We start from the raw sequence: 24,556 nt of genomic DNA, 5'->3' as shown, positions 1-24,556 counted from the left end.
CTGGCCTCGCTTCAGCAAATCGGGTATGTGATACAGGTGTTTGTGAGCTGCGCGAACTTTCGGTTCATTGCGTCTTCACACACCGCAATCTGGTCTCTTTCGAGCATTCAGATTGCTTGGGTGTTATATGGTCAAGCCTCACGGGCAATTAGTATTGGTTAGCTCAACGCCTCACAGCGCTTACACACCCAACCTATCAACGTCGTAGTCTTCGACGGCCCTTCAGGGAACTCAAGGTTCCAGTGAGATCTCATCTTGAGGCAAGTTTCCCGCTTAGATGCTTTCAGCGGTTATCTTTCCCGAACATAGCTACCCGGCAATGCCACTGGCGTGACAACCGGAACACCAGAGGTTCGTCCACTCCGGTCCTCTCGTACTAGGAGCAGCCCCTCTCAAATCTCAAACGTCCACGGCAGATAGGGACCGAACTGTCTCACGACGTTCTAAACCCAGCTCGCGTACCACTTTAAATGGCGAACAGCCATACCCTTGGGACCGGCTTCAGCCCCAGGATGTGATGAGCCGACATCGAGGTGCCAAACACCGCCGTCGATATGAACTCTTGGGCGGTATCAGCCTGTTATCCCCGGAGTACCTTTTATCCGTTGAGCGATGGCCCTTCCATACAGAACCACCGGATCACTAAGACCTACTTTCGTACCTGCTCGACGTGTCTGTCTCGCAGTCAAGCGCGCTTTTGCCTTTATACTCTACGACCGATTTCCGACCGGTCTGAGCGCACCTTCGTACTCCTCCGTTACTCTTTAGGAGGAGACCGCCCCAGTCAAACTACCCACCATACACTGTCCTCGATCCGGATAACGGACCTGAGTTAGAACCTCAAAGTTGCCAGGGTGGTATTTCAAGGATGGCTCCACGCGAACTGGCGTCCACGCTTCAAAGCCTCCCACCTATCCTACACAAGCAAATTCAAAGTCCAGTGCAAAGCTATAGTAAAGGTTCACGGGGTCTTTCCGTCTAGCCGCGGATACACTGCATCTTCACAGCGATTTCAATTTCACTGAGTCTCGGGTGGAGACAGCGCCGCCATCGTTACGCCATTCGTGCAGGTCGGAACTTACCCGACAAGGAATTTCGCTACCTTAGGACCGTTATAGTTACGGCCGCCGTTTACCGGGGCTTCGATCAAGAGCTTCGCGTTAGCTAACCCCATCAATTAACCTTCCGGCACCGGGCAGGCGTCACACCCTATACGTCCACTTTCGTGTTTGCAGAGTGCTGTGTTTTTAATAAACAGTCGCAGCGGCCTGGTATCTTCGACCGGCATGAGCTTACGGAGCAAGTCCTTCACCCTCACCGGCGCACCTTCTCCCGAAGTTACGGTGCCATTTTGCCTAGTTCCTTCACCCGAGTTCTCTCAAGCGCCTTGGTATTCTCTACCCAACCACCTGTGTCGGTTTGGGGTACGGTTCCTGGTTATCTGAAGCTTAGAAGCTTTTCTTGGAAGCATGGCATCAACCACTTCGTCACCTGAAAGGTAACTCGTCATCAGCTCTCGGCCTTAAGATCCCGGATTTACCTAAGATCTCAGCCTACCACCTTAAACTTGGACAACCAACGCCAAGCTGGCCTAGCCTTCTCCGTCCCTCCATCGCAATAACCAGAAGTACAGGAATATTAACCTGTTTTCCATCGACTACGCTTTTCAGCCTCGCCTTAGGGACCGACTAACCCTGCGTCGATTAACGTTGCGCAGGAAACCTTGGTCTTTCGGCGTGGGTGTTTTTCACACCCATTGTCGTTACTCATGTCAGCATTCGCACTTCTGATACCTCCAGCAAGCTTCTCAACTCACCTTCACAGGCTTACAGAACGCTCCTCTACCGCATCACTTGCGTGATACCCGTAGCTTCGGTGTATGGTTTGAGCCCCGTTACATCTTCCGCGCAGGCCGACTCGACTAGTGAGCTATTACGCTTTCTTTAAAGGGTGGCTGCTTCTAAGCCAACCTCCTAGCTGTCTAAGCCTTCCCACATCGTTTCCCACTTAACCATAACTTTGGGACCTTAGCTGACGGTCTGGGTTGTTTCCCTTTTCACGACGGACGTTAGCACCCGCCGTGTGTCTCCCATGCTCGGCACTTGTAGGTATTCGGAGTTTGCATCGGTTTGGTAAGTCGGGATGACCCCCTAGCCGAAACAGTGCTCTACCCCCTACAGTGATACATGAGGCGCTACCTAAATAGCTTTCGAGGAGAACCAGCTATCTCCGAGCTTGATTAGCCTTTCACTCCGATCCACAGGTCATCCGCTAACTTTTCAACGGTAGTCGGTTCGGTCCTCCAGTCAGTGTTACCTAACCTTCAACCTGCCCATGGATAGATCGCCCGGTTTCGGGTCTATTCCCAGCGACTAGACGCCCTATTAAGACTCGCTTTCGCTACGCCTCCCCTATTCGGTTAAGCTCGCCACTGAAAATAAGTCGCTGACCCATTATACAAAAGGTACGCAGTCACAGAACAAAGTCTGCTCCCACTGCTTGTACGCATACGGTTTCAGGATCTATTTCACTCCCCTCTCCGGGGTTCTTTTCGCCTTTCCCTCACGGTACTAGTTCACTATCGGTCAGTCAGTAGTATTTAGCCTTGGAGGATGGTCCCCCCATATTCAGACAAAGTTTCTCGTGCTCCGTCCTACTCGATTTCATGACTAAGAGACTTTCGCGTACAGGGCTATCACCCACTATGGCCGCACTTTCCAGAGCGTTCCGCTAATCTCAAAGCCACTTAAGGGCTAGTCCCCGTTCGCTCGCCACTACTAAGGGAATCTCGGTTGATTTCTTTTCCTCAGGGTACTTAGATGTTTCAGTTCCCCTGGTTCGCCTCTTGCACCTATGTATTCAGTACAAGATAACCATCTTGTGATGGCTGGGTTCCCCCATTCAGACATCTCCGGATCAAAGTCTGTTTGCCGACTCCCCGAAGCTTTTCGCAGGCTACCACGTCTTTCATCGCCTCTGACTGCCAAGGCATCCACCGTATGCGCTTCTTCACTTGACCATATAACCCCAAGCAATCTGGTTATACTGTGAAGACGACATTCGCCGAAAATTCGCAAAACTCTTAAGAGTCACTCACAAATTTTACCTTAGCCTGATCGTTACCAGTGAAAGTAACGTTCAGTCTATCTTTCTATCACATACCCAAATTTTTAAAGAACGATCTAATCAAAGACTAGAAATCAATATTCACGCCGGAATATTCATTTCTAAGCTCTAACAAGCAGAAGCAGTTAATGGTGGAGCCAAGCGGGATCGAACCGCTGACCTCCTGCGTGCAAGGCAGGCGCTCTCCCAGCTGAGCTATGGCCCCATACAAAATTGGTGGGTCTGGGCAGATTCGAACTGCCGACCTCACCCTTATCAGGGGTGCGCTCTAACCAACTGAGCTACAGACCCAATTTCGAGCGCGTAACTGATTAGCTCAGAGCTATCAGCTTGGAGCTTAAAGCTGCTTCTATCGTCTTCTTCAATGAATCAAGCAATTCGTGTGGGAACTTATGGAGCAGCTGATGTCGTCGATTAAGGAGGTGATCCAGCCGCAGGTTCCCCTACGGCTACCTTGTTACGACTTCACCCCAGTCATGAATCACACCGTGGTAACCGTCCTCCCGAAGGTTAGACTAGCTACTTCTGGTGCAACCCACTCCCATGGTGTGACGGGCGGTGTGTACAAGGCCCGGGAACGTATTCACCGCGACATTCTGATTCGCGATTACTAGCGATTCCGACTTCACGCAGTCGAGTTGCAGACTGCGATCCGGACTACGATCGGTTTTGTGGGATTAGCTCCACCTCGCGGCTTGGCAACCCTCTGTACCGACCATTGTAGCACGTGTGTAGCCCAGGCCGTAAGGGCCATGATGACTTGACGTCATCCCCACCTTCCTCCGGTTTGTCACCGGCAGTCTCCTTAGAGTGCCCACCATAACGTGCTGGTAACTAAGGACAAGGGTTGCGCTCGTTACGGGACTTAACCCAACATCTCACGACACGAGCTGACGACAGCCATGCAGCACCTGTCTCAATGTTCCCGAAGGCACCAATCCATCTCTGGAAAGTTCATTGGATGTCAAGGCCTGGTAAGGTTCTTCGCGTTGCTTCGAATTAAACCACATGCTCCACCGCTTGTGCGGGCCCCCGTCAATTCATTTGAGTTTTAACCTTGCGGCCGTACTCCCCAGGCGGTCAACTTAATGCGTTAGCTGCGCCACTAAGAGCTCAAGGCTCCCAACGGCTAGTTGACATCGTTTACGGCGTGGACTACCAGGGTATCTAATCCTGTTTGCTCCCCACGCTTTCGCACCTCAGTGTCAGTATCAGTCCAGGTGGTCGCCTTCGCCACTGGTGTTCCTTCCTATATCTACGCATTTCACCGCTACACAGGAAATTCCACCACCCTCTACCATACTCTAGCTTGCCAGTTTTGGATGCAGTTCCCAGGTTGAGCCCGGGGATTTCACATCCAACTTAACAAACCACCTACGCGCGCTTTACGCCCAGTAATTCCGATTAACGCTTGCACCCTCTGTATTACCGCGGCTGCTGGCACAGAGTTAGCCGGTGCTTATTCTGTCGGTAACGTCAAAATTGCAGAGTATTAATCTACAACCCTTCCTCCCAACTTAAAGTGCTTTACAATCCGAAGACCTTCTTCACACACGCGGCATGGCTGGATCAGGCTTTCGCCCATTGTCCAATATTCCCCACTGCTGCCTCCCGTAGGAGTCTGGACCGTGTCTCAGTTCCAGTGTGACTGATCATCCTCTCAGACCAGTTACGGATCGTCGCCTTGGTGAGCCATTACCTCACCAACTAGCTAATCCGACCTAGGCTCATCTGATAGCGCAAGGCCCGAAGGTCCCCTGCTTTCTCCCGTAGGACGTATGCGGTATTAGCGTTCCTTTCGAAACGTTGTCCCCCACTACCAGGCAGATTCCTAGGCATTACTCACCCGTCCGCCGCTGAATCCAGGAGCAAGCTCCTCTCATCCGCTCGACTTGCATGTGTTAGGCCTGCCGCCAGCGTTCAATCTGAGCCATGATCAAACTCTTCAGTTCAAACATCTTTGGGTTTTTAAGAAACCCTAAACTTGGCTCAGCAATCGTTGGTTACATCTTTGATTTCTCGCGGAGTAACTTGTGATGCTGATAATCTTGTTGACTATCAGTCTGACTCCACAAGCACCCACACGAATTGCTTGATTCAGTTGTTAAAGAGCGGTTGGCTAAGATCTTTCGTCTCAACCGAGGCGCGCATTCTACAGCAGCCTCATTTGCTGTCAAGTGATTATTTTCAGAAGTTTTCGAAGAATTCTTCAACAACTTCAACCACTTGCGCTTCCGATCTCTCGTTAGCGGGAGGCGAATTCTACAGCGTTACTCGCTGCTGTCAACACCTCTTTTTCACCGCTTTCGACCGAGAAGATCGAACCGTCAAAAGAGCCAAACATCACCGCTCTTTCAACTCCCTCCAGGCTTCGATGAACTGAAGCGATCCGCCGCCGAAAACTGCATAACTCATTGAATCTCAAGGAGTTTTCCGTTTCGGCTGCGCCGGAAGTGGGGCGAATTATAGACCTCCAGAATCTGCCGTCAACCGTTAATTTCAGTTTTCTTTCAACAACTTACAGACCGGTTAAAAAACACACAGCTGCGCCTATATAAGCTGGAAAAACCACTCCCTCTATATAGAGGAGTATTTCAAAGGACCCCATCAGCCTTGAGCACCTCCACGGCGCCAGCGCCCATACCCAACACCCGCTGCAGAACCTCCAGCGTATGCTCGCCCAATAAAGGAGGCGCGCGACGGTATTCGACAGGCGTTTGCGACAGCCGGATCGGACTCGCCACCTGCGGGACCATTCCTGCCAGTGCATGCGGCAGCTCTATCGCCAACCCACGCGCTTTCACCTGCGGATCGTCAAACACCTGGGACAGATCATTGATCGGCCCACACGGCACGCCCGCCTGCTCCAACTGCGCCACCCATTCGGCGGTGGTCTTGAATACCGTTGCCTGACGAATCAGCGGAATCAACACCGCGCGGTTAGCCACCCGCAGCTTGTTAGTCGCGAAACGCGGATCGTCCGCCCACTGCGGCTGTCCAGCCACCTCGGCAAACTTGCGGAACTGGCCGTCATTGCCAACGGTAAGAATGAAATCACCATCAGCCGTCGGGAAGTCCTGATAAGGCACGATGTTCGGATGCGCATTGCCCAGACGCTTGGGCGCATTGCCCGTAGTCAGGTAATTCATCGCCTGATTGGCCAGGCAGGCGACCTGCACATCCAGCAAAGCCATATCGATGTGTTGCCCGCCGCCATCGTGATCACGATGAGCCAGCGCTGCCAGAATCGCCACGGTCGAATACAGACCTGTAAGGATGTCCGTCAGCGCCACCCCCACCTTCACCGGCCCGGCGCCTTCATCACCTTCAGGGCGACCGGTCAGGCTCATCAGCCCGCCCAGCCCCTGGATCATGAAGTCGTAACCGGCGCGCTTGGCATACGGCCCGGTTTGACCGAAGCCGGTGATCGAGCAATAGATCAGGTCCGGATTGATCGCCTTCAGCGACTCGTAGTCCAGACCGTAGGCGGCCAGCCCACCGACCTTGAAGTTCTCGATCAGGATGTCCGACTTCGCCGCCAGCTCACGCACGAGCTGTTGACCTTCAGGCCGAGTGAAGTCGATCGTCACCGATTGCTTGTTGCGGTTGGCCGACAAGTAGTAAGCCGCCTCGCTGGTGTTCTCCCCATAAGCGTCCTTGAGGAAGGGCGGCCCCCAGGCGCGCGTGTCATCGCCATTGCCCGGACGCTCGACCTTGATCACCTCGGCGCCAAGGTCGGCAAGTATCTGCCCGGCCCACGGCCCGGCCAGCACGCGCGATAAATCCAGTACCCGCAGATGCGACAGCGCGCCCATGGTCGCTCTCCTGTTAATAGAATGCCTGCAGACCGGTTTGCGCGCGCCCCAGGATCAACGCGTGAACGTCGTGAGTACCTTCATAGGTATTCACCACTTCCAGGTTGACCAGGTGACGGGCCACACCGAACTCGTCGGAAATACCGTTGCCCCCCAACATGTCACGGGCCATCCGGGCAATATCCAGCGACTTGCCGCAGGAGTTACGCTTCATGATCGAGGTGATTTCGACCGCCGCAGTGCCTTCATCTTTCATGCGCCCCAGACGCAGGCAACCTTGCAGTGCCAAGGTGATTTCGGTCTGCATGTCGGCCAGCTTCTTCTGGATCAGCTGAGTCGCGGCCAATGGGCGACCGAACTGCTGACGATCTAGGGTGTACTGGCGAGCGGTGTGCCAGCAGAATTCGGCAGCGCCCAACGCGCCCCAAGAGATGCCGTAGCGCGCCGAGTTGAGGCAAGTGAACGGACCTTTCAGACCACGCACGTCGGGGAAGATGTTCTCTTCCGGTACGAAAACGTTGTCCATGACAATTTCGCCGGTGATCGATGCGCGCAGGCCAACCTTGCCGTGAATCGCCGGTGCGCTCAGGCCCTTCCAGCCTTTCTCCAGGACAAAGCCACGGATGTCGCCGGCATCGTCTTTGGCCCAGACTACAAATACGTCGGCGATCGGGCTGTTGGTGATCCACATCTTGGCGCCGGTCAGGCTGTAACCGCCGTCGACTTTGCGCGCACGTGTGATCATCGCACCCGGATCGGAACCGTGGTTGGGTTCGGTCAGACCGAAGCAGCCGATCCATTCGCCGGACGCCAGTTTCGGCAGGTATTTCTGTTTCTGCGCTTCGGTGCCGAATTCGTTGATCGGCACCATCACCAGCGAGGACTGTACGCTCATCATCGAACGGTAGCCGGAGTCGACGCGCTCCACTTCACGGGCAATCAGACCGTAGCTGACGTAGTTCAGACCGCTGCCACCGTATTGCTCAGGGATGGTCGCGCCGAGCAGACCGACTTCGCCCATTTCGCGAAAGATCGCAGGATCGGTTTTCTCATGGCGGAAAGCTTCAAGCACGCGTGGCGCCAGACTCTGCTGAGCGAACTGGGCGGCGGTATCACGGATCATGCGCTCCTCTTCGGTGAGCTGTTGATCCAGCAGCAAGGGATCGATCCAGTTGAAGCTAGCTTTACCGCCCATGAGTGTGTCCTCGCAAATCGGTGAATTAACGTGGCATTGATCCTAGGCCCGCTTCGCCAACGCGGCAAACGAGGATTTCGCATCCTGTTGTGCTAATTTCTCACTCCGAAACGTCGCTGAATGCCTTTTATGCGGCGCATTAGTGAGGTTGACGTACATGCGCAGGAAGATACCCAGCACCACAGCCCTGATTAGCTTCGAAGCCGCCGCTCGCCACGAAAGCTTTACCAAGGCCGCCGAAGAACTTTCACTCACCCAGGGCGCCATTTGCCGACAGATTGCCAGCCTTGAGGAGTTCCTCAGTGTGGAACTGTTCCGACGCTCGCGACGCGGTGTGAAGCTGACAGAAGCGGGGCTGTCCTACAGCCGTCGGGTGGCCACGCAACTCGATGCCGTCGAGCGCGACACGCTCTCGGTCATGGGTCAACAGGGCACCAACGTGATCGAACTGGCGGTAGTGCCCACTTTCGGCACGCAATGGCTGCTGCCACGGCTCAAGGATTTCCAGCTCAAGCACCCGGAAGTGACAGTTAACCTGACCAACCGCACCCGCCCGTTCCTGTTTGCCGATACTGATTTCGACGCGGCGATCTACTTCGGCGACGCCGATTGGTCAGGTACCGAATCCCATAGACTGATGGGCGAAAATCCGATGCCGGTGTGCAGCCCTGCCCTACTCGGCAATAGAACGCATCTGACGGCTGACGAGATCGCCGAACTGCCGTTGCTGCAACAAACCACTCGCCCTTACGCCTGGCGCCAATGGTTTAACTCACAGCACCTGAACATCCCCCGCGACATGACAGGCCCACGCTACGAGCTATTCTCCATGCTGGCCCAGGCGGCCATGCACGACATGGGTATCGCACTGATTCCGCCGTTCCTGATTCAACGCGAACTGGCCGAGAAACGCTTGGTGATCGCCAACCCGGATGCACTCTCCAGCATCAAGGCGTATTACCTGATGATTCCGGAGCGCAAGGTCGAATCGGCGTCACTCAAGGCATTTCGCGATTGGCTGGTCAATCAGGCAAACAGCTACAGCCTAGAAGGATAAAGGCTTACAACAATTACTAACCCGGTAGTCAGGAAATCCAAAGCCCTACAGATATAAGTATTTGTCGCAAAATCGCAGACTGTATCCGAAAGTCGTACAGACGTCCCACAAGCGCCTGCTGACGTGGCTTTGAGCCTCTATTGACGACTCATTACGTCCTATTCACGTCGCCGATGAGAATTTTTTTCAGATTCGGCCAGAATCCTTGTAAGGCACGGCCTACAAGGGATTCAACTGGCCATCTGCGACATTCGGTCACGGGATGACTTGTAGTTAATTTTCCGTCACCCGTCATAATCCCTTGAAGGGCATAAAGTTCGCCTGCAAAATGCCGCGCCCCGCCCTGATTTGGCGGGATCGTGCTGATCGGCCGCCCCAGTCGCACCATCCGCAGTGCCTGGGTTTACTCAATAAGATCACGCAGGAGATTTGACGTGCACATTGGTGTTCCTCTCGAAACCCAGACCGGTGAAACACGGGTTGCTGCAACCCCGGAAACCATTAAAAAGCTGATCAGCCAAGGTCATAAGGTCACTGTGCAAACCGGCGCCGGCGTCAAAGCCAGCGTTGTCGACAGTGCCTATGAAGCGGCGGGCGCAACCATTGGCAGTGCCAGCGATGCGTTCGGTGCCGAGCTGATTCTCAAAGTAGTCGCCCCCAGCGACGCCGAACTGGCGCTGATCAAGCGCGGTACGGTGCTGGTGGGCATGCTCAACCCCTTCAATAACGACACCATTGCCAAAATGGCCGAGTGCGGGATCACTGCGTTCGCCCTTGAGGCGGCGCCGCGTACGTCTCGGGCGCAGAGTCTCGATGTGTTGTCGTCGCAGGCGAACATTGCCGGCTACAAGGCTGTGTTGCTGGCCGCGCACTACTATCCGCGCTTCATGCCGATGCTGATGACCGCTGCGGGTACCGTGAAAGCGGCGCGTGTGCTGATTCTTGGTGCCGGCGTGGCCGGGCTGCAGGCGATTGCCACGGCGAAACGTCTGGGCGCGGTGATTGAAGCGTCTGATGTGCGTCCGGCGGTGAAGGAACAGATCGAATCCCTCGGCGCCAAGTTCGTTGACGTCCCTTACGAAACTGACGAAGAGCGCGAATGCGCGGTCGGTGTCGGCGGTTACGCGCGACCAATGCCGGCGAGCTGGATGCAGCGTCAGGCCCAGGCTGTGCACGAGCGCGCCAAGCAGGCCGATATCGTCATCACCACCGCCCTGATCCCGGGCCGCAAGGCACCGACGCTGTTAAGCGCAGACACCGTGGCACAGATGAAGCCGGGCTCGGTGGTCATCGACCTCGCGGCAGCCCAGGGCGGCAACTGCCCGCTGACCGTCGCCGATCAGGTTGTGGTCGAGAACGGCGTGACCATCATCGGCCCGACCAACCTCGCCGGTGAAGTCGCCGCCGATGCTTCGGCGCTGTACGCCCGCAACCTGCTGGACTTCCTCAAGCTGGTGTTCACCAAAGAAGGCCAGTTCGACGTCAACCTCGAAGACGACATCGTCGCCGCGTGCCTGATGTGCCGCGACGGCCAAGTCATCCGCAAAAACGCCTAAGCAGGGATTCAGACGATGGAAGAGCTTATCTCCCCCGGTATCTACAACCTGATCATCTTCGTGCTGGCGATTTATGTCGGTTACCACGTGGTCTGGAACGTAACACCTGCGCTGCACACGCCACTGATGGCGGTGACCAACGCCATTTCGGCGATCGTAATCGTCGGCGCCATGCTCGCTGCTGCGCTGACCGTCACACCGCTGGGCAAGACCATGGGCACCCTCGCCGTGGCACTGGCTGCGGTCAATGTGTTCGGTGGCTTTCTGGTCACCCGCCGCATGCTTGAGATGTTCAAGAAGAAAGCCCCGAAAGCAAAAGAAGAGGCGCCGAAGTAATGAGCATGAATCTCGTCACGACGCTCTACCTGATCGCGTCGATCTGCTTTATCCAGGCCCTCAAAGGCCTGTCGCACCCGACCACCTCGCGGCGCGGCAATCTGTTCGGCATGCTCGGCATGGCGCTGGCCATTCTCACCACCATCGGCCTCATCTATAAGCTGGGTGCCGAGCTTGCAACTGCCGGTATCGGCTATGTGATCGTCGGCCTGCTGATCGGCGGCACTGCCGGTTCGATCATGGCCAAGCGCGTCGAAATGACCAAGATGCCGGAGCTGGTCGCCTTCATGCACAGCATGATCGGTCTGGCGGCGGTGTTCATCGCCATTGCTGCGGTGGTTGAGCCGCAATCGCTGGGCATCGTCAAGCAACTGGGTGATTCGATCCCGGCAGGTAATCGTCTCGAACTGTTCCTCGGTGCGGCGATCGGTGCGATCACCTTCTCCGGTTCGGTGATCGCCTTCGGCAAGCTGTCGGGCAAGTACAAGTTCCGCCTGTTTCAGGGTGCACCAGTACAGTTTACCGGTCAGCACAAACTGAACGCGGTACTCGGTCTGGCGACGCTGGTGCTGGGTGTGACCTTCATGCTCACCGGCAACCTTGCCGCGTTCGCGCCGATGCTGGCCTTGGCGTTCGTGATGGGCGTGCTGATCATCATCCCGATCGGCGGCGCCGACATGCCGGTGGTGGTGTCGATGCTCAACAGCTATTCGGGCTGGGCGGCAGCGGGTATCGGCTTCTCGCTGAACAACTCGATGCTGATCATTGCCGGCTCGCTGGTGGGTTCGAGCGGTGCGATCCTCTCGTACATCATGTGCAAGGCGATGAACCGTTCCTTCTTTAATGTACTGCTCGGTGGTTTCGGCAATACGGCCGACGCAGGACCTGCCGGTGCGAAAGAAGCCCGTCCGGTGAAATCCGGTTCGGCGGATGACGCGACCTTCCTGCTGACCAACGCCGACACCGTGATCATCGTCCCGGGCTACGGCCTGGCGGTGGCCCGCGCGCAGCATGCGTTGAAAGAACTGACCGAGAAGCTGACCCACCGTGGCGTGACCGTGAAGTACGCGATCCACCCGGTGGCCGGTCGCATGCCCGGGCACATGAACGTCCTGCTCGCCGAGGCCGAAGTACCTTACGACCAGGTGTTCGAGATGGAAGACATCAACTCCGAGTTCGGCCAAGCCGACGTGGTGCTGGTGCTCGGCGCCAACGACGTGGTCAACCCCGCCGCCAAGAACGATCCGAAATCGCCGATTGCCGGCATGCCGATCCTCGAAGCGTTCAAGGCCAAGACCATCATCGTCAACAAGCGCTCGATGGCCAGCGGCTATGCCGGTCTGGACAACGAACTGTTCTATCTGGACAAAACCATGATGGTCTTCGGCGACGCGAAGAAAGTCATCGAAGACATGGTCAAAGCGGTCGAGTAATCCTCCGCAGTAGCACCGGACGCCCCGACTTGTCGGGGCGTTTTCGTTTGCGCAAAGCGTCGGACAATTTGCCGCGTTGTTGCAGATCCGGTAACGGTGTTTTACTTCAAACCCGCTAAATAGACGCCTCGTTTGCGACCTTGGTAGCGGGACAGACGCCCGCGAAATTCACTAGACTGCGCATCCTGCTACTCGCTTCCCGAGATAATAATCCATGTACCGTGACCGTATTCGCCTGCCTTCGTTGTTGGATAAAGTGATGAGCGCCGCCGACGCAGCCGCTCTGATTGAAGACGGCATGACCGTCGGCATGAGCGGCTTCACCCGCGCCGGCGAAGCCAAAGCCGTCCCTCACGCACTGGCCGAGCGAGCCAAGGTCACGCCGCTGAAGATCAGCCTGATGACCGGCGCCAGCCTGGGCAACGACCTCGACAAACAGCTGACCGAGGCCGGCGTGCTGTCGCGGCGCATGCCATTTCAGGTCGACAGCACCTTGCGCAAGGCAATCAACGCGGGCGAAGTGATGTTCATCGACCAGCACCTGTCGGAAACCGTCGAGCAACTGCGCAACCAGCAACTGAAGCTGCCAGACATCGCGGTAATCGAAGCCGTGGCCATCACCGAGCAGGGCCACATCGTGCCGACCACTTCGGTGGGCAACTCGGCAAGCTTCGCGATTTTTGCCAAACAGGTAATCGTCGAGATCAATCTGGCGCACAACGCCAACCTCGAAGGCCTGCATGACATCTATATCCCGACCTACCGCCCAACGCGCACGCCGATCCCATTGGTTAAAGTCGACGATCGCATCGGCAGCACCGCAATCCCGATCCCGCCGGAAAAGATTGTCGCCATCGTCATCACCCAGCAGGCAGATTCGCCGTCCACGGTGTCGACCCCGGATGTCGACACCAACGCCATTGCCGAACACCTGATCACCTTCTTCAAACAGGAAGTCGATGCCGGGCGCATGACCAACAAGCTTGGCCCGCTGCAGGCCGGGATCGGCAACATTGCCAACGCGGTAATGTGTGGCCTGATCGATTCGCCGTTCGAAGACCTGACCATGTATTCCGAAGTACTGCAGGACTCGACCTTCGACCTGATCGACGCCGGCAAGCTGAGTTTCGCTTCGGGCAGCTCGATCACTCTGTCAGAGCGGCGCAACAGTGATGTGTTCGGCAATCTGGAGAAGTACAAGGACAAACTGGTGCTGCGCCCGCAGGAGATCTCCAACCATCCGGAAGTGGTGCGTCGTCTGGGCATCATCGGCATCAACACTGCGCTGGAGTTCGACATCTACGGCAACGTCAACTCCACCCACGTCTGCGGCACGCGGATGATGAACGGTATTGGTGGCTCGGGCGACTTCGCGCGCAACGCGCACCTCGCGGTGTTTGTGACCAAGTCGATCGCCAAGGGCGGGGCGATTTCCAGCGTGGTGCCGATGGTCAGCCACGTTGACCACACCGAGCATGACGTCGACATCCTGGTGACCGAAATCGGTCTGGCCGACCTGCGCGGCCTGGCCCCGCGGGAACGTGCCCGGGTGATTATCGATAACTGCGTACACCCCGATTACCGCAAGGCGCTGAATGACTACTTCACCGCCGCCTGCGCCATCGGCGGTCATACCCCGCACATCCTGCGCGAAGCCTTGAGCTGGCACATGAACCTGGAAGAAACCGGTCGCATGCTCGCGGTGTAATTCGTACAGTCAAACCGCTGATGCAAACACAGTTTGTGTCAGCGGTTTTTTTATCCTTCCTACTCGACAAAAACTGTACTGCTGTACTGGTTGTTTCCTACGGCTTTTGCCTACTCTCTCCCTCAATTTGAGCAAAAATGCACCACAAAAGTGCGGACAGGTACAGTTTGCTCAATTTTGACCCATACACCACCTATAAACAGTTAACTGGTCACTCACAATACAGTTGAACTGTATCTAGAGAGACTAGGCAAACGAGAGGATCATGGGCACCAGTTAAACCACTACCTGATCCCGCCACAAGCGGAAGGATGTCAACCATGGAACGTACACTCAGTTCCGAACTGTTCTTCGAAGACAAAGCTGCAAAAACCCAGGCTTCCCTGCCTTTGCGCGTTATCGCCAACCTGATGTTGTGGCAGCGCCGCATCTCCAGCCGTCACCAACTGGCTCGTCTGGATTCGCGTTTGCTGGCTGACGCCGGTATCAGCGAAGCACAACGCTACGAAGAGCTGAGCAAGCCGTTCTGGCGCTAAGTAGCGTCGCTGGCTCTGGTCGCTAGACCCACCGCCAGCAACCCGAATTGAACACACAAGACCCGTCGCGGGAAACCGCGACGGGTCTTGTCGTTTCAGGGTTCGAAAGGCCCGTACAGCAGATTATTCAAACAACAGGTACAGTTCTACATAAACGAAATCTGCACCAGTACAATTCTTCATCGTTGTATCTGCCGGTAAAACTGCATCGGGCGCAGCCTGTCCTTAACCCTCCTCGGCTTAAGGGAAATGCCATGAAAGACTTACAGGATGTTTCGACATCGTCGATTCAATCCCTCGTTCACTCGCACCTGCTGCGGCGCCTGGTTCGCAGCCTGTGGCAGGGATTGGAGCGCGCCAGGACGCGGCGTCTGTTGGCCCAGCTGGGGCAGCGCGACCTCGCGGATCTGGGTCTGAGCCACGCCGATCGGCTCAACGAACTGGAGAAACCCTTCTGGCGCTAGCATTCTGCCCACTGTCCGAACCTTGCGCGCAGGCCTAATATCCATGCCAGAACGTGGCGAATCTTCTGTAACCCGCGTCTGAGTCTCAGACACAAGCCACCTCTCAATACGGTTTACTATCAGGAGATACACCATGTCCCGTCTTCGCCTGCTCAGCGCTGCCGCCTTGCTGGCCGTGGCTGCCAACGCCAGCGCCTCCAGCTTCATCGTCACCACCGACGCCGTGGTTGGCGCGCTGAAGTCCTCCTCGGACGCCACGTCCGATGTCAGCTCTTCGCTGCGTGACAACAAAGTCGTGATCGCCGCGCGTGATGACGCAGCCAGCTTCGTCGCCAGCGAAGGCCAGATCCGCGGCGTCAAACTGGAAAGCGCCCTGGACCTGATCCGCCATCAGGCACCACAACTCAACGCGACCGACTTCCAACTGGCGCAAGCCATTCTGGCGATCTGATCAGACGTTGCCGGACGGGACACGCCAGTCGTGTCCCGATGTTTCGCCACTGGCTCTGGCCCGGGCATTACGCTAGCCTTGAGATTCGCTAGCCGTTATCGAGTCCCATGCGTTTTCTGACCAACCTGCTTATCCCCTGTGCCTTGTTCAGCACCTTCTGGGCGACCTCGGTCGATGCCTTTGATGTCTCCACGCAAAATACTGTGGTGACGGTATGGGCCACCGGAATGGTGTCTTCCGCGCCATTCGACCGTAAACTGATCATCGCCGCTCACGATGACGCGGCGGCGTTTGTTGCCAGTGACGGCGAATTGCGCGGCGCGCAGCTCGAATCCGCCCTGCATTACCTGCGCAAATCCCGACCAAAACTTCATGTCAGCGACCTTGAACTGGCACAGGCAATTCTCGTCCAATAGTTATCCTGATCCCTAGTCATCATTGCCCTCCGGAGTCGTTCCATGCGTAGCCCGCTGATTGCTGCCGCCCTTGGCCTGTTTTTATTGGCCGACGTGGCCCAGGCGCACACCCTGGTAGCCACCAGTAACATCATCGTTCGTGCCTCCCAGCGCACCATCGATTTCACCTCCGATACCACCACGTCGATTCGCGATTCGAAAATCATCCGCGAAGCCCATGACGATGCCGCCAGTTTTGTTGCCACCAACGGCGATATCCGTGGTGCGCACCTGGAAGCCGCCCTCAACACCTTGCGCACCCGCGTGCCGGAAGCCCGCGACGCCAGCGATCAGGTGCTCGCCGAAGCCATTCTTGCCCTGTGAAGTCACTCGGCGCCTGGCTACTGGCCGGGGCGTTGTTGCTGCTTGGCAACAGCGCCCACGCCAGCCTGCAATTGCGGCTCAAGACCGACGGTCTGAGCCCCGCCCAGCAACAGGCCAGTCAGGCGCTGCTCGATGAAGCGATGCAGAAGCTGCCGCCAAGCTTCGTCGAACAGCTGGACCGGCGCATCGACGTCGGCTGGTCCGACGACATGCCCGGCAACGCCTACGGCCAGGCGACCCTGGTTGCCGAACTCGACCTGAACCGCAAACTGCTCGCCGGCCTCACCGACGGCAGCGCGGCCAAAGAAAAAACCAATCGCCCTCACGGCACCGTGCGCCAGGAACTGCTGGCAACCGTGTTGCACGAGCTCACCCACATTTATGACCGCGCGCGCCTGTGGCCCACTGCCGAGCGCACGCTGATCCAACGCTGCACTCGCCGCAGCAACAGCGCCGGCCTGATCGGCATTCCCGACGAGTGTCGCGGCCAGACCGAACGCCGCTTCACCCTCAGCGATGACCCGCGCCTGCTCGACCTCGCCGGCTGGCAACAGTACGTCGGGCGGCGCGGCGAGCGTGAACAGCACAACCGCCAGGTGGCCCGCAGCCCGGATCTGTACGAGATTTCCAGTCCGAAAGAGTTTGTCGCGGTCAACATGGAGTATTTCCTCCTCGACCCGAGCTACGCCTGCCGCCGTCCTGCGCTCTATCGCTACTACAAGGAGCGCTTCGGCTGGGCACCACCGGCCAGGGACACCTGCAGCAACACCTTCGCCTTCCTCAATGCCGGCAACGACTTCGCCAAACAGCCGCTGGGGCAAGTCGATCCGGAGCGGGTGTATGCCGTCGACTACTTGCTGGCCGAAGCCAACCAGAACTGGGTCAGCCGCTGGGGCCACAGCATGCTGCGCCTGGTGATCTGTGCGCCGGGACGACCACGGGGCCCGGATTGCCGGCTCGACCTCGACCAGCATCTGGTGTTGTCGTACCGCGCCTTTGTCGGTGACGTGCAGCTGTCGAGCTGGGACGGACTGGTCGGCAAGTACCCGTCACGGCTGTTCGTGCTGCCGCTGGCGCAGGTGATCGACGAATACACCAAGACCGAACTGCGCAGCCTCGCTTCGGTACCGCTGAACCTGTCGCGCAAGGAAATTGAAGAGGTGGTCGAACACGCCGCCGAGATGCACTGGAGTTACGACGGCAACTACTTCTTCCTGTCCAACAACTGCGCCGTGGAAAGTCTCAAGTTGTTGCGCAGCGGCAGCAATAACAAGCAACTGATTGGCCTGGACAGCATCATGCCCAACGGTTTGCTTGAAGTGCTCAAAGGCCGTGGCCTGGCCGACACCAGCGTGCTCGACAATCCCAAGGAAGCTCTGCGCCTGGGTTATCGCTTCGATTCGTTCCGCGATCGCTATCAGGCGATGTTCGATGTCTTGAAGAAGCAGTTGCCGATCAAACAGACCACCGTCGAGGACTGGCTATCGCTGTCTGCCGAAGAACGCCGGCAGTGGTTCGAGCGCGCAGACCTGCGCACCAGTGCAGCGTTGTTGCTGCTGGAACAGGCGAGTTATCGCCGCCAGTTGCTGCTGGCCCAGGATGAGGTCAAGCAACGCTACCTCGGCGCCCGGGAGCTGGAGAACGGTGGCATGGACAAGGCCAACGCAACCCTGCAGGAAATTCTCGCCAACAGTGGCTTCCTCAGTCGTCCGGCGGAACTGCTCGACAGCCGCGGTTACGGTTTGCCGCAACCGAGCGAGTTCAAGCGCCTGCAGGACGAAAGCAGCCAGCGCCAGAAGCAACTGCTGGCGCTGAGCGGTGATCTGGACAAGGAAGTGCGCAAGTTGCTGGAGCCCAAGCGAGCGGCCGAGATTGCCGCCAGTGAAGCCAACGTGAAGCAGATCGGCGAGCATCTGCGTAAATTGCACAAGGCATCCGGCGGGCTGGAGTTGCCTTAAAAGCAAAAGATCGCAGCCTGCGGCAGCTCCTACAGAGATAAATGTAGGAGCTGCCGCAGGCTGCGATCTTTTTACTGCCTGTAAATCAGTACAAAACACCGTCCAGAATTTCGTAAACGATCCCGGTACCTACCGCGATCAGCACAATGTCCCCACCGGCCCGGCGCCACTCATAACCCGGATACACCGGCAGACGGCTCAGCGCCCGCCCGTCCAGCCGCTCGCCATAGTAACCGTGCGGCAACGGTCGGCCGCGTTCCAGATGGATGCCCGGCGGTGGCGGTGCGCCACGTACGAAGTAGCCGTGGTTGTCGCGAATGGTCTGCCGCACCGGGCCGAAGTCGTGTGGCGGGCCACCACGGTGATCGTTCTGCGGACCACGGTGATCGTCACCACGGTTATCGTAGTGGCCCGGTTGCGGGCCGCCGTGGTCATGATCATCGCGTGGATCGGCGCTGGCCAGCAGCGGCGTCGCGCTGAGCATCAGCACGCCCAGTCCGGCAATCAGACGTTTCGGCATTTTCATCGGGTCATTCCTCACGGCACCAACAGCAAAAAAGGGATTCAGAACGTGGTTCTGAATCCCTCGGTCTTGCTCAATTAGGCTGTGTTAGGAGGTGCTAATTCCTCTGTATCAGGAACTTTACCTTCAGTTGACGCGGGCCTGACGCACGCCTTCGGACAGCGCCTTGCACAGACCCAGCACACCATCGACAGCTTGGGCCGGCGTGGTCGCATTGGCGATGTGATCGATCAGTGCCGATCCCACCACCACCCCGTCCGCCAGGCGGGCGATGGACGCTGCTTGCTCAGGAGTACGGATACCGAAGCCGATGCTGATCGGCAGGTCGGTATGCCGACGCAGACGAGCCACCGCTTCTTCGACATGCTCCAGAGTCGCGGCACCGGCACCGGTCACACCGGCCACCGACACGTAGTAGACGAAGCCCGAGCTGCCATTGAGCACTTTCGGCAGACGCGCATCGTCAGTGGTCGGGGTGGTCAGGCGGATGAAGTCCAGACCGGCAGCCTGTGCCGGGTCGCACAGTTCATTATTGTGCTCTGGCGGCATGTCGACCACGATCAGACCATCGACACCAGCGTCTTTGGCATCAGCGATAAAACGCTCAACGCCATACATGTGGATCGGGTTGAAGTAGCCCATCAGCACCAGCGGCGTATCGTTGTTGCCTTCGCGGAACTCACGCACCATCTGCAGGGTTTTCGCCAGATTCTGCCTGGCGCCCAAGGCACGGATGTTTGCCAGTTGAATCGCCGGGCCGTCGGCCATCGGGTCAGTGAACGGCATGCCCAGCTCGATCACGTCGGCGCCAGCGCCAGGCAGGCCTTTGAGGATCGCCAGCGAGATGTCGTAGTCCGGATCACCGGCGGTGACGAAGGTCACCAGCGCGGCGCGATTCTGTTGCTTGAGGTCGGCAAAACGGGTTTGCAGGCGGCTCATCAGTGTTTCTCCTGCTTGGACTGTTCCATGTGATGCATGACAGTCTGCATGTCTTTGTCGCCACGGCCGGACAGGTTGACCACCATCAGGTGATCCTTCGGCAGTTTCGGCGCGCGCTTGAACACTTCAGCCAACGCATGAGCGCTTTCCAGTGCCGGGATGATGCCTTCGAGGCGGCAGCACTGGTGGAACGCAGCGAGGGCTTCGTCGTCGGTGACCGAGGTGTACTGAACGCGGCCGATGTCATGCAACCAGGCGTGCTCAGGGCCAATGCCCGGATAATCGAGACCGGCGGAAATCGAGTGGGCGTCGATGATCTGGCCATCGTCGTCCTGCAGCAGGAAGGTACGGTTGCCGTGTAGCACACCCGGCACGCCGCCGTTCAGACTGGCCGCATGCTTGCCGGTTTCGATGCCGTAACCGGCCGCTTCGACGCCGATGATCTCGACGCTCTGGTCGTCGAGGAACGGGTGGAACAGGCCCATGGCGTTGGAACCGCCGCCAATGCACGCCACCAGGCTGTCCGGCAGACGACCTTCCTGGGCTTGCAGCTGCTCGCGGGTTTCCTTGCCGATCACGGCCTGGAAGTCGCGCACCATGGCTGGGTACGGGTGCGGGCCGGCCACGGTGCCGATCAGGTAGAAGGTGCTGTCAACGTTGGTCACCCAATCACGCAGCGCTTCGTTCATCGCGTCTTTCAGCGTCCCGGTGCCGGCCACCACAGGAATCACTTCGGCGCCCAGCAGCTTCATGCGGAACACGTTGGCCTGCTGCCGCTCGATGTCCGTGGTGCCCATGTAGATCACGCAATCCAGGCCGAAACGTGCGGCCACGGTAGCAGTCGCCACGCCGTGCATGCCGGCACCGGTCTCGGCGATGATGCGTTTCTTGCCCATGCGCCGCGCCAGCAGGATCTGGCCAATGCAGTTGTTGATCTTGTGCGCGCCGGTGTGGTTCAGCTCTTCGCGCTTGAGGTAAATCTTCGCACCACCGCAGAACTCGGTCAGACGCTCGGCGAAGTACAGCGGGCTCGGACGCCCGACATAATCACGCTGGAAGTAGGCCAGCTCTTCTTTAAACGCTGGATCTTCCTTGGCCGCTTCGTATTCACGGGCCAGATCGAGGATCAACGGCATCAGGGTTTCCGCCACGTAGCGGCCGCCGAACGCGCCGAACAGGCCGTTATCGTCAGGGCCGCTGCGCAGGTTGGAGGTGTTCGAAGTCTGGGTCATGATGTGCTCCAGGTGAATTCGGGTCAGAAGACAATGACGCCACTCTACCCCTGACCTTCCAGGCTGAAAACCGATAAGATCGCCATAACCTGTCAGGAAAACTCACAGATACCATGAGCCATGACCTTCCCCCGCTGAACGCCTTGCGCGCATTCGAAGCCACCGCCCGACTGAACAGCGTCAGTCAGGCGGCCGAGCAGTTGCACGTCACTCATGGCGCAGTCAGCCGGCAGCTCAAGGTGCTTGAAGAGCATCTTGGCGTCAGCCTGTTCGTCAAGGATGGTCGCGGCTTGAAACTCACAGATGCCGGCATCCGTCTGCGCGACGCCAGCGGCGAGGCCTTTGATCGCTTGCGCAGTGTGTGTGCCGAGCTGACGCACAGCACCGCTGACGCGCCGTTCGTGCTTGGCTGCTCGGGAAGCCTGTTGGCGCGCTGGTTCATTCCACGCCTGGGCCGGCTGAATGCCGACCTGCCGGACTTGCGTCTGCACCTGTCGGCTGGCGAAGGTGATCTCGATCCACGGCGCCCGGGTCTCGATGCCTTGCTGCTCTTCGCCGAGCCACCATGGCCGGCAGACATGCAGGTCTACGAACTGGCCGCAGAACGCATCGGCCCGGTGCTGAGCCCGCTGTTCAGCGGTCATCAACGCCTGCAGGCAGCGCCGGCGTCAGCCTTGCTCAGCGAGCCGCTGCTGCACACCACATCGCGTCCGCAAGCCTGGCCGAGCTGGGCACAGCAAAATCACCTCGACGCCAAGGCGTTGAAGTTGGGGCAAGGTTTTGAGCATTTGTATTATCTGCTGGAAGCCGCAGTGGCCGGACTTGGCGTGGCAATCGCGCCCGAGCCGCTGGTGGCCGAAGACCTGAAGGCCGGTCGCCTGGTTGCACCGTGGGGCTTCTGCGAAACCCCGGCGCAACTGGCGTTGTGGCTACCCAAGCGCGCCGCAGACGGGCGCGCCCGGCAACTGGCGCAGTGGCTCAAGAACGAGCTGCGCCAGACGGATCACTCGCCGCGCTTGAACAGCAGGTAAGCGGCCAGCAGACCGATTGCACCGACGGCCACACCGGCAGTGGTCCAAGGATGTTCCTGAGCGTAATCGCGGGTGGCGATGCCGGTCTCGCGGGTTTTCACTTTGACTTCTTCATAGGCGTCGCTGAGCAGGCTGCGCGAATGTTTCAGCGCGCTTTCAGCGTTGCTCTTGAGTGCCTTGAGCGTCTTGCGCGACTCGTCCGAAGCGTCGTCTTTGAGGCTTTCCAACGATTTGAGCAGACTCTCGATCTCGGCTTCCATGCTTTGCAACGAGGCTTTACGTAAAGAGGTGTTGGCCATGGTGGCTCTCCTGCATTGGTGATGAGTGGCGTGTGTTGGTTGGGACTTCAGCAGTTTGAGAAAGTGCAGAAAATCTGAACTTCGCTTGCATCGAGCCGCCGAAATCAACAGTGCAGATTCACTGCTAGTCTCAAATCCACACGTCAAGGAGATCGCCATGAGTGACCATCACACCTACAAGAAAGTCGAGCTGGTCGGCTCGTCCACCAGCAGCATCGAAGACGCCATCAACAACGCGCTGGCCGAAGCCAACAAGAGCATCAAGCATCTGGAGTGGTTTGAAGTGGTCGAGACGCGTGGCCACATCAAGGACGGCAAGGCTGCGCATTTCCAGGTAACCCTCAAAGTCGGCTTCCGCATTGCCAGCAGCTGAGTTTGGGCTACGCTTCTGAACTTGCGCGCTGGCCGAGTGCCATAGGAATGGCAAAGCGCTACAAGGTGAGCGCATCGGCATAGCCGGTGCCCGCCTCTTTTAATCCGACCAGGGAGTGCGACCGATGAAGAAGTTCATATTGGCAGTAGGTTTGTTGAGCCTTGCGGGTGGCGCGTTGGCTGCTGGCAAGCCTTGTGAAGAGTTGAAAAGCGAGATCGCGGCGAAGCTGGATGCCAAGCACGTTTCCGGGTATTCGCTGGAAGTCGTCGACAAGGGTGCGGCCGCAGACGGCAAAGTCGTCGGCACCTGTGAAGGCGGCGCCAAGGAAATCGTCTACAAACGCGGTTGATTGCGCCTGAAATGCAAAAGCCGACGCGAAGGCGTCGGCTTTTTTGTGGGCGATGATTTACATGCAGGAGCTGCGGCACGCTGCGATCTTTTGATCGTGGCTTTGAAAAATCAGATCAAAAGATCGCAGCCTCGTTTCACTCGACAGCTCCTACAGGGCGCCGCGTTTATCCTTTCATGACCTGCGCCAGCAGTTCGTAGGAATGTACGCGATCGGCGTGTTCATAGAGATCGCAAGTGAAAATCAGCTCGTCGGCCTGGGTCTGCTCGACCAGCACTTCCAGTTTCGCGCGAATCTTCTGCGGGCTGCCGACCATCGCCAGGCCGAGGAAATCCCCCACCGCCTCGCGCTCATGGGGCAGCCACAGGCCGTCCATGGTTTTCACCGGTGGACGTTGCACCAGACTCTGCCCACGCATCAGCGCGAGGATTCGCTGGTACACCGAGGTCGCCAGATAATCGGCCTGCTCATCGGTATCCGCCGCCACCAGCGGCACCCCGAGCATCACGTACGGCTTGTCGAGCACCGCCGACGGTTTGAAGTGGTTGCGATAGACGCGAATCGCCTCATGCATGAAGCGCGGGGCGAAGTGCGAGGCGAAGGCGTAGGGCAACCCGCGTTCACCGGCCAGTTGCGCGCTGAACAGGCTGGAACCAAGCAACCAGATCGGCACGTTGGTACCGGTGCCGGGCATGGCGATTACCCGTTGGTCCGGGGTACGCGGGCCGAGGAAACGCGCCAGCTCGGCAACGTCTTCCGGGAAATCGTCGGCACTGCCGGAGCGTTCGCGGCGCAGAGCGCGGGCCGTCATCTGATCGGAGCCGGGCGCGCGGCCCAGCCCCAGATCGATGCGTCCCGGGTACAGGCTTTCAAGAGTGCCGAACTGCTCGGCGATCACCAGCGGTGCGTGGTTGGGCAGCATTACTCCGCCAGAGCCGACGCGAATCGTCGAAGTCCCCCCGGCCAGATATCCCAACAGCACCGAGGTGGCGGAGCTGGCGATGCCGTCCATGTTGTGGTGCTCGGCCACCCAGAAGCGGGTGTAGCCGAATTTCTCGACGTGCTGCGCCAGGTCCAGCGAGTTGCGCAGCGATTGCGCCGGGCTACCGTTCTCGCGCACCGGCACCAGATCGAGGGTGGAAAACTTTACGTCGGACAGTTGCTTCATAAACCTGCGTCTCCGAGTGGGGTGCAGGTTTTTTCTTGCGAACGAAAACCTGCCGAATTCATAAGCGTGTTCTGTGCAATGAGGGCATATACCCGAGTTTCAATAGCTGAGGGAAAAATCCCACTAAAAAAGTCAACGATTCACCTGAGCTGAACTTTGTCCCGGCGTCTATCCTCAGAAGCCTTGCAAGCAAAAACCACGACGGCGCGGCGTTTCGCGCCAGTTCTT

At 58.0% G+C, this 24,556-nt stretch carries 21 protein-coding genes, 2 tRNA genes and 2 rRNA genes; 14 read left to right on the top strand and 11 right to left on the bottom strand.

What is annotated here, in order from left to right; all coding sequences use genetic code 11:
* Positions 1-127: 127 nt before the first annotated feature.
* The 6 genes from AC193Q_RS20910 to AC193Q_RS20885 form a co-directional block, all read right to left on the bottom strand.
* A 23S ribosomal RNA gene (locus tag AC193Q_RS20910) occupies positions 128-3,019 on the bottom strand.
* 236 nt (positions 3,020-3,255) lie between these two features.
* Positions 3,256-3,331 (bottom strand) — tRNA-Ala (locus AC193Q_RS20905).
* Between the two features lie 9 nt (positions 3,332-3,340).
* Positions 3,341-3,417, bottom strand: a tRNA-Ile gene (locus tag AC193Q_RS20900).
* Between the two features lie 124 nt (positions 3,418-3,541).
* Positions 3,542-5,078: ribosomal RNA gene (locus tag AC193Q_RS20895) — 16S ribosomal RNA — on the bottom strand.
* Together the 16S and 23S rRNA genes with 2 tRNA genes alongside form the textbook arrangement of a ribosomal RNA operon.
* 642 nt (positions 5,079-5,720) lie before the next feature.
* The gene (locus AC193Q_RS20890; protein WP_095667885.1) at positions 5,721-6,941 is read right to left on the bottom strand and encodes a CaiB/BaiF CoA transferase family protein; all 1,221 of its coding nucleotides are present in this window, start codon (positions 6,939-6,941) and stop codon (positions 5,721-5,723) included.
* A gap of 13 nt (positions 6,942-6,954) precedes the next feature.
* A complete protein-coding gene (locus AC193Q_RS20885) occupies positions 6,955-8,136 on the bottom strand; it encodes an acyl-CoA dehydrogenase (RefSeq protein ID WP_003220420.1) in 1,182 nt (393 codons plus the stop codon).
* Between the two features lie 157 nt (positions 8,137-8,293).
* Between AC193Q_RS20885 and AC193Q_RS20880 the strand changes: the two genes are divergently transcribed.
* From AC193Q_RS20880 to AC193Q_RS20830, 11 genes are all read left to right on the top strand, one after another.
* Positions 8,294-9,193 carry a LysR family transcriptional regulator gene (locus AC193Q_RS20880; protein WP_121182972.1) on the top strand — a complete coding sequence of 300 codons (900 nt, stop codon included), beginning with the start codon at positions 8,294-8,296 and terminating at the stop codon, positions 9,191-9,193.
* 434 nt (positions 9,194-9,627) lie between these two features.
* Positions 9,628-10,749 carry a Re/Si-specific NAD(P)(+) transhydrogenase subunit alpha gene (locus AC193Q_RS20875; protein WP_121182970.1) on the top strand — a complete coding sequence of 374 codons (1,122 nt, stop codon included), beginning with the start codon at positions 9,628-9,630 and terminating at the stop codon, positions 10,747-10,749.
* Positions 10,750-10,764: 15 nt separating this feature from the next.
* Positions 10,765-11,085, top strand: coding sequence for an NAD(P) transhydrogenase subunit alpha part 2 (locus AC193Q_RS20870; protein WP_003220416.1), 321 nt, complete (start codon positions 10,765-10,767; stop codon positions 11,083-11,085).
* Positions 11,085-12,518, top strand: coding sequence for an NAD(P)(+) transhydrogenase (Re/Si-specific) subunit beta (locus AC193Q_RS20865; RefSeq protein WP_483878735.1), 1,434 nt, complete (start codon positions 11,085-11,087; stop codon positions 12,516-12,518). The genes AC193Q_RS20870 and AC193Q_RS20865 overlap by 1 nt, the downstream gene beginning before the upstream one ends.
* A 214-nt stretch (positions 12,519-12,732) precedes the next feature.
* The gene (scpC, locus tag AC193Q_RS20860) at positions 12,733-14,226 is read left to right on the top strand and encodes a succinyl-CoA:acetate CoA-transferase ScpC (RefSeq protein WP_047297495.1); all 1,494 of its coding nucleotides are present in this window, start codon (positions 12,733-12,735) and stop codon (positions 14,224-14,226) included.
* A gap of 320 nt (positions 14,227-14,546) precedes the next feature.
* Complete coding sequence (locus AC193Q_RS20855; RefSeq protein ID WP_003220409.1) at positions 14,547-14,762, top strand: DUF1127 domain-containing protein; 216 nt, start codon at positions 14,547-14,549, stop codon at positions 14,760-14,762.
* A gap of 254 nt (positions 14,763-15,016) precedes the next feature.
* Positions 15,017-15,226, top strand: a complete 210-nt coding sequence (locus AC193Q_RS20850) for a YjiS-like domain-containing protein (RefSeq protein WP_121182968.1) — start codon at positions 15,017-15,019, stop codon at positions 15,224-15,226.
* Between the two features lie 133 nt (positions 15,227-15,359).
* Positions 15,360-15,677 carry a DUF2388 domain-containing protein gene (locus AC193Q_RS20845; protein WP_007962831.1) on the top strand — a complete coding sequence of 106 codons (318 nt, stop codon included), beginning with the start codon at positions 15,360-15,362 and terminating at the stop codon, positions 15,675-15,677.
* A 107-nt stretch (positions 15,678-15,784) separates the two neighbouring features.
* The gene (locus tag AC193Q_RS20840; RefSeq protein ID WP_121182966.1) at positions 15,785-16,093 is read left to right on the top strand and encodes a DUF2388 domain-containing protein; all 309 of its coding nucleotides are present in this window, start codon (positions 15,785-15,787) and stop codon (positions 16,091-16,093) included.
* 42 nt (positions 16,094-16,135) lie between these two features.
* Positions 16,136-16,456: a DUF2388 domain-containing protein gene (locus tag AC193Q_RS20835; protein WP_007911662.1), complete on the top strand. Its 321-nt coding sequence runs from the start codon at positions 16,136-16,138 to the stop codon at positions 16,454-16,456.
* Positions 16,453-18,414 carry a DUF7844 domain-containing protein gene (locus AC193Q_RS20830; RefSeq protein WP_095667888.1) on the top strand — a complete coding sequence of 654 codons (1,962 nt, stop codon included), beginning with the start codon at positions 16,453-16,455 and terminating at the stop codon, positions 18,412-18,414. Before AC193Q_RS20835 ends, AC193Q_RS20830 begins: the two co-directional genes overlap by 4 nt.
* Before the next feature lie 85 nt (positions 18,415-18,499).
* On the opposite strand, the gene AC193Q_RS20825 is transcribed toward AC193Q_RS20830, so the two are convergent.
* From AC193Q_RS20825 to trpB, 3 genes are all read right to left on the bottom strand, one after another.
* The gene (locus AC193Q_RS20825) at positions 18,500-18,940 is read right to left on the bottom strand and encodes an anti-virulence regulator CigR family protein (RefSeq protein ID WP_047297491.1); all 441 of its coding nucleotides are present in this window, start codon (positions 18,938-18,940) and stop codon (positions 18,500-18,502) included.
* A gap of 123 nt (positions 18,941-19,063) precedes the next feature.
* The gene (gene trpA, locus AC193Q_RS20820; protein ID WP_483878734.1) at positions 19,064-19,876 is read right to left on the bottom strand and encodes a tryptophan synthase subunit alpha; all 813 of its coding nucleotides are present in this window, start codon (positions 19,874-19,876) and stop codon (positions 19,064-19,066) included.
* Entirely contained in the window at positions 19,876-21,108 is a 1,233-nt protein-coding gene (trpB, locus tag AC193Q_RS20815; RefSeq protein ID WP_041074734.1) for a tryptophan synthase subunit beta, read from the bottom strand. The genes trpA and trpB overlap by 1 nt, the downstream gene beginning before the upstream one ends.
* Before the next feature lie 113 nt (positions 21,109-21,221).
* On the opposite strand from trpB, the gene AC193Q_RS20810 reads away from it, so the two are divergent.
* The gene (locus tag AC193Q_RS20810; protein WP_121182960.1) at positions 21,222-22,139 is read left to right on the top strand and encodes a LysR family transcriptional regulator; all 918 of its coding nucleotides are present in this window, start codon (positions 21,222-21,224) and stop codon (positions 22,137-22,139) included.
* Here AC193Q_RS20810 and AC193Q_RS20805 read toward each other — a convergent pair.
* Complete coding sequence (locus AC193Q_RS20805; RefSeq protein ID WP_003220391.1) at positions 22,112-22,438, bottom strand: ElaB/YgaM/YqjD family protein; 327 nt, start codon at positions 22,436-22,438, stop codon at positions 22,112-22,114. The genes AC193Q_RS20810 and AC193Q_RS20805 overlap by 28 nt on opposite strands.
* 157 nt (positions 22,439-22,595) lie before the next feature.
* On the opposite strand from AC193Q_RS20805, the gene AC193Q_RS20800 reads away from it, so the two are divergent.
* Both AC193Q_RS20800 and AC193Q_RS20795 read left to right on the top strand, forming a co-directional pair.
* On the top strand, positions 22,596-22,811 hold the full coding sequence (locus tag AC193Q_RS20800; RefSeq protein WP_027610201.1) for a dodecin: 216 nt from the start codon (positions 22,596-22,598) through the stop codon (positions 22,809-22,811).
* Positions 22,812-22,935: 124 nt separating this feature from the next.
* Positions 22,936-23,160, top strand: a complete 225-nt coding sequence (locus AC193Q_RS20795) for a DUF1161 domain-containing protein (RefSeq protein ID WP_047297488.1) — start codon at positions 22,936-22,938, stop codon at positions 23,158-23,160.
* Positions 23,161-23,326: 166 nt separating this feature from the next.
* On the opposite strand, the gene AC193Q_RS20790 is transcribed toward AC193Q_RS20795, so the two are convergent.
* Positions 23,327-24,328 (bottom strand): LLM class flavin-dependent oxidoreductase, encoded by a 1,002-nt coding sequence (locus AC193Q_RS20790; RefSeq protein WP_121182958.1) that lies wholly within the window; start codon positions 24,326-24,328, stop codon positions 23,327-23,329.
* Between the last annotated feature and the right edge of the window lie 228 nt (positions 24,329-24,556).

It is taken from the genome of Pseudomonas sp. F2, assembly GCF_057174385.1.
Note: the sequence above shows the minus strand (reverse complement) of the source record. Positions and strands in the feature narration are given on the sequence as shown.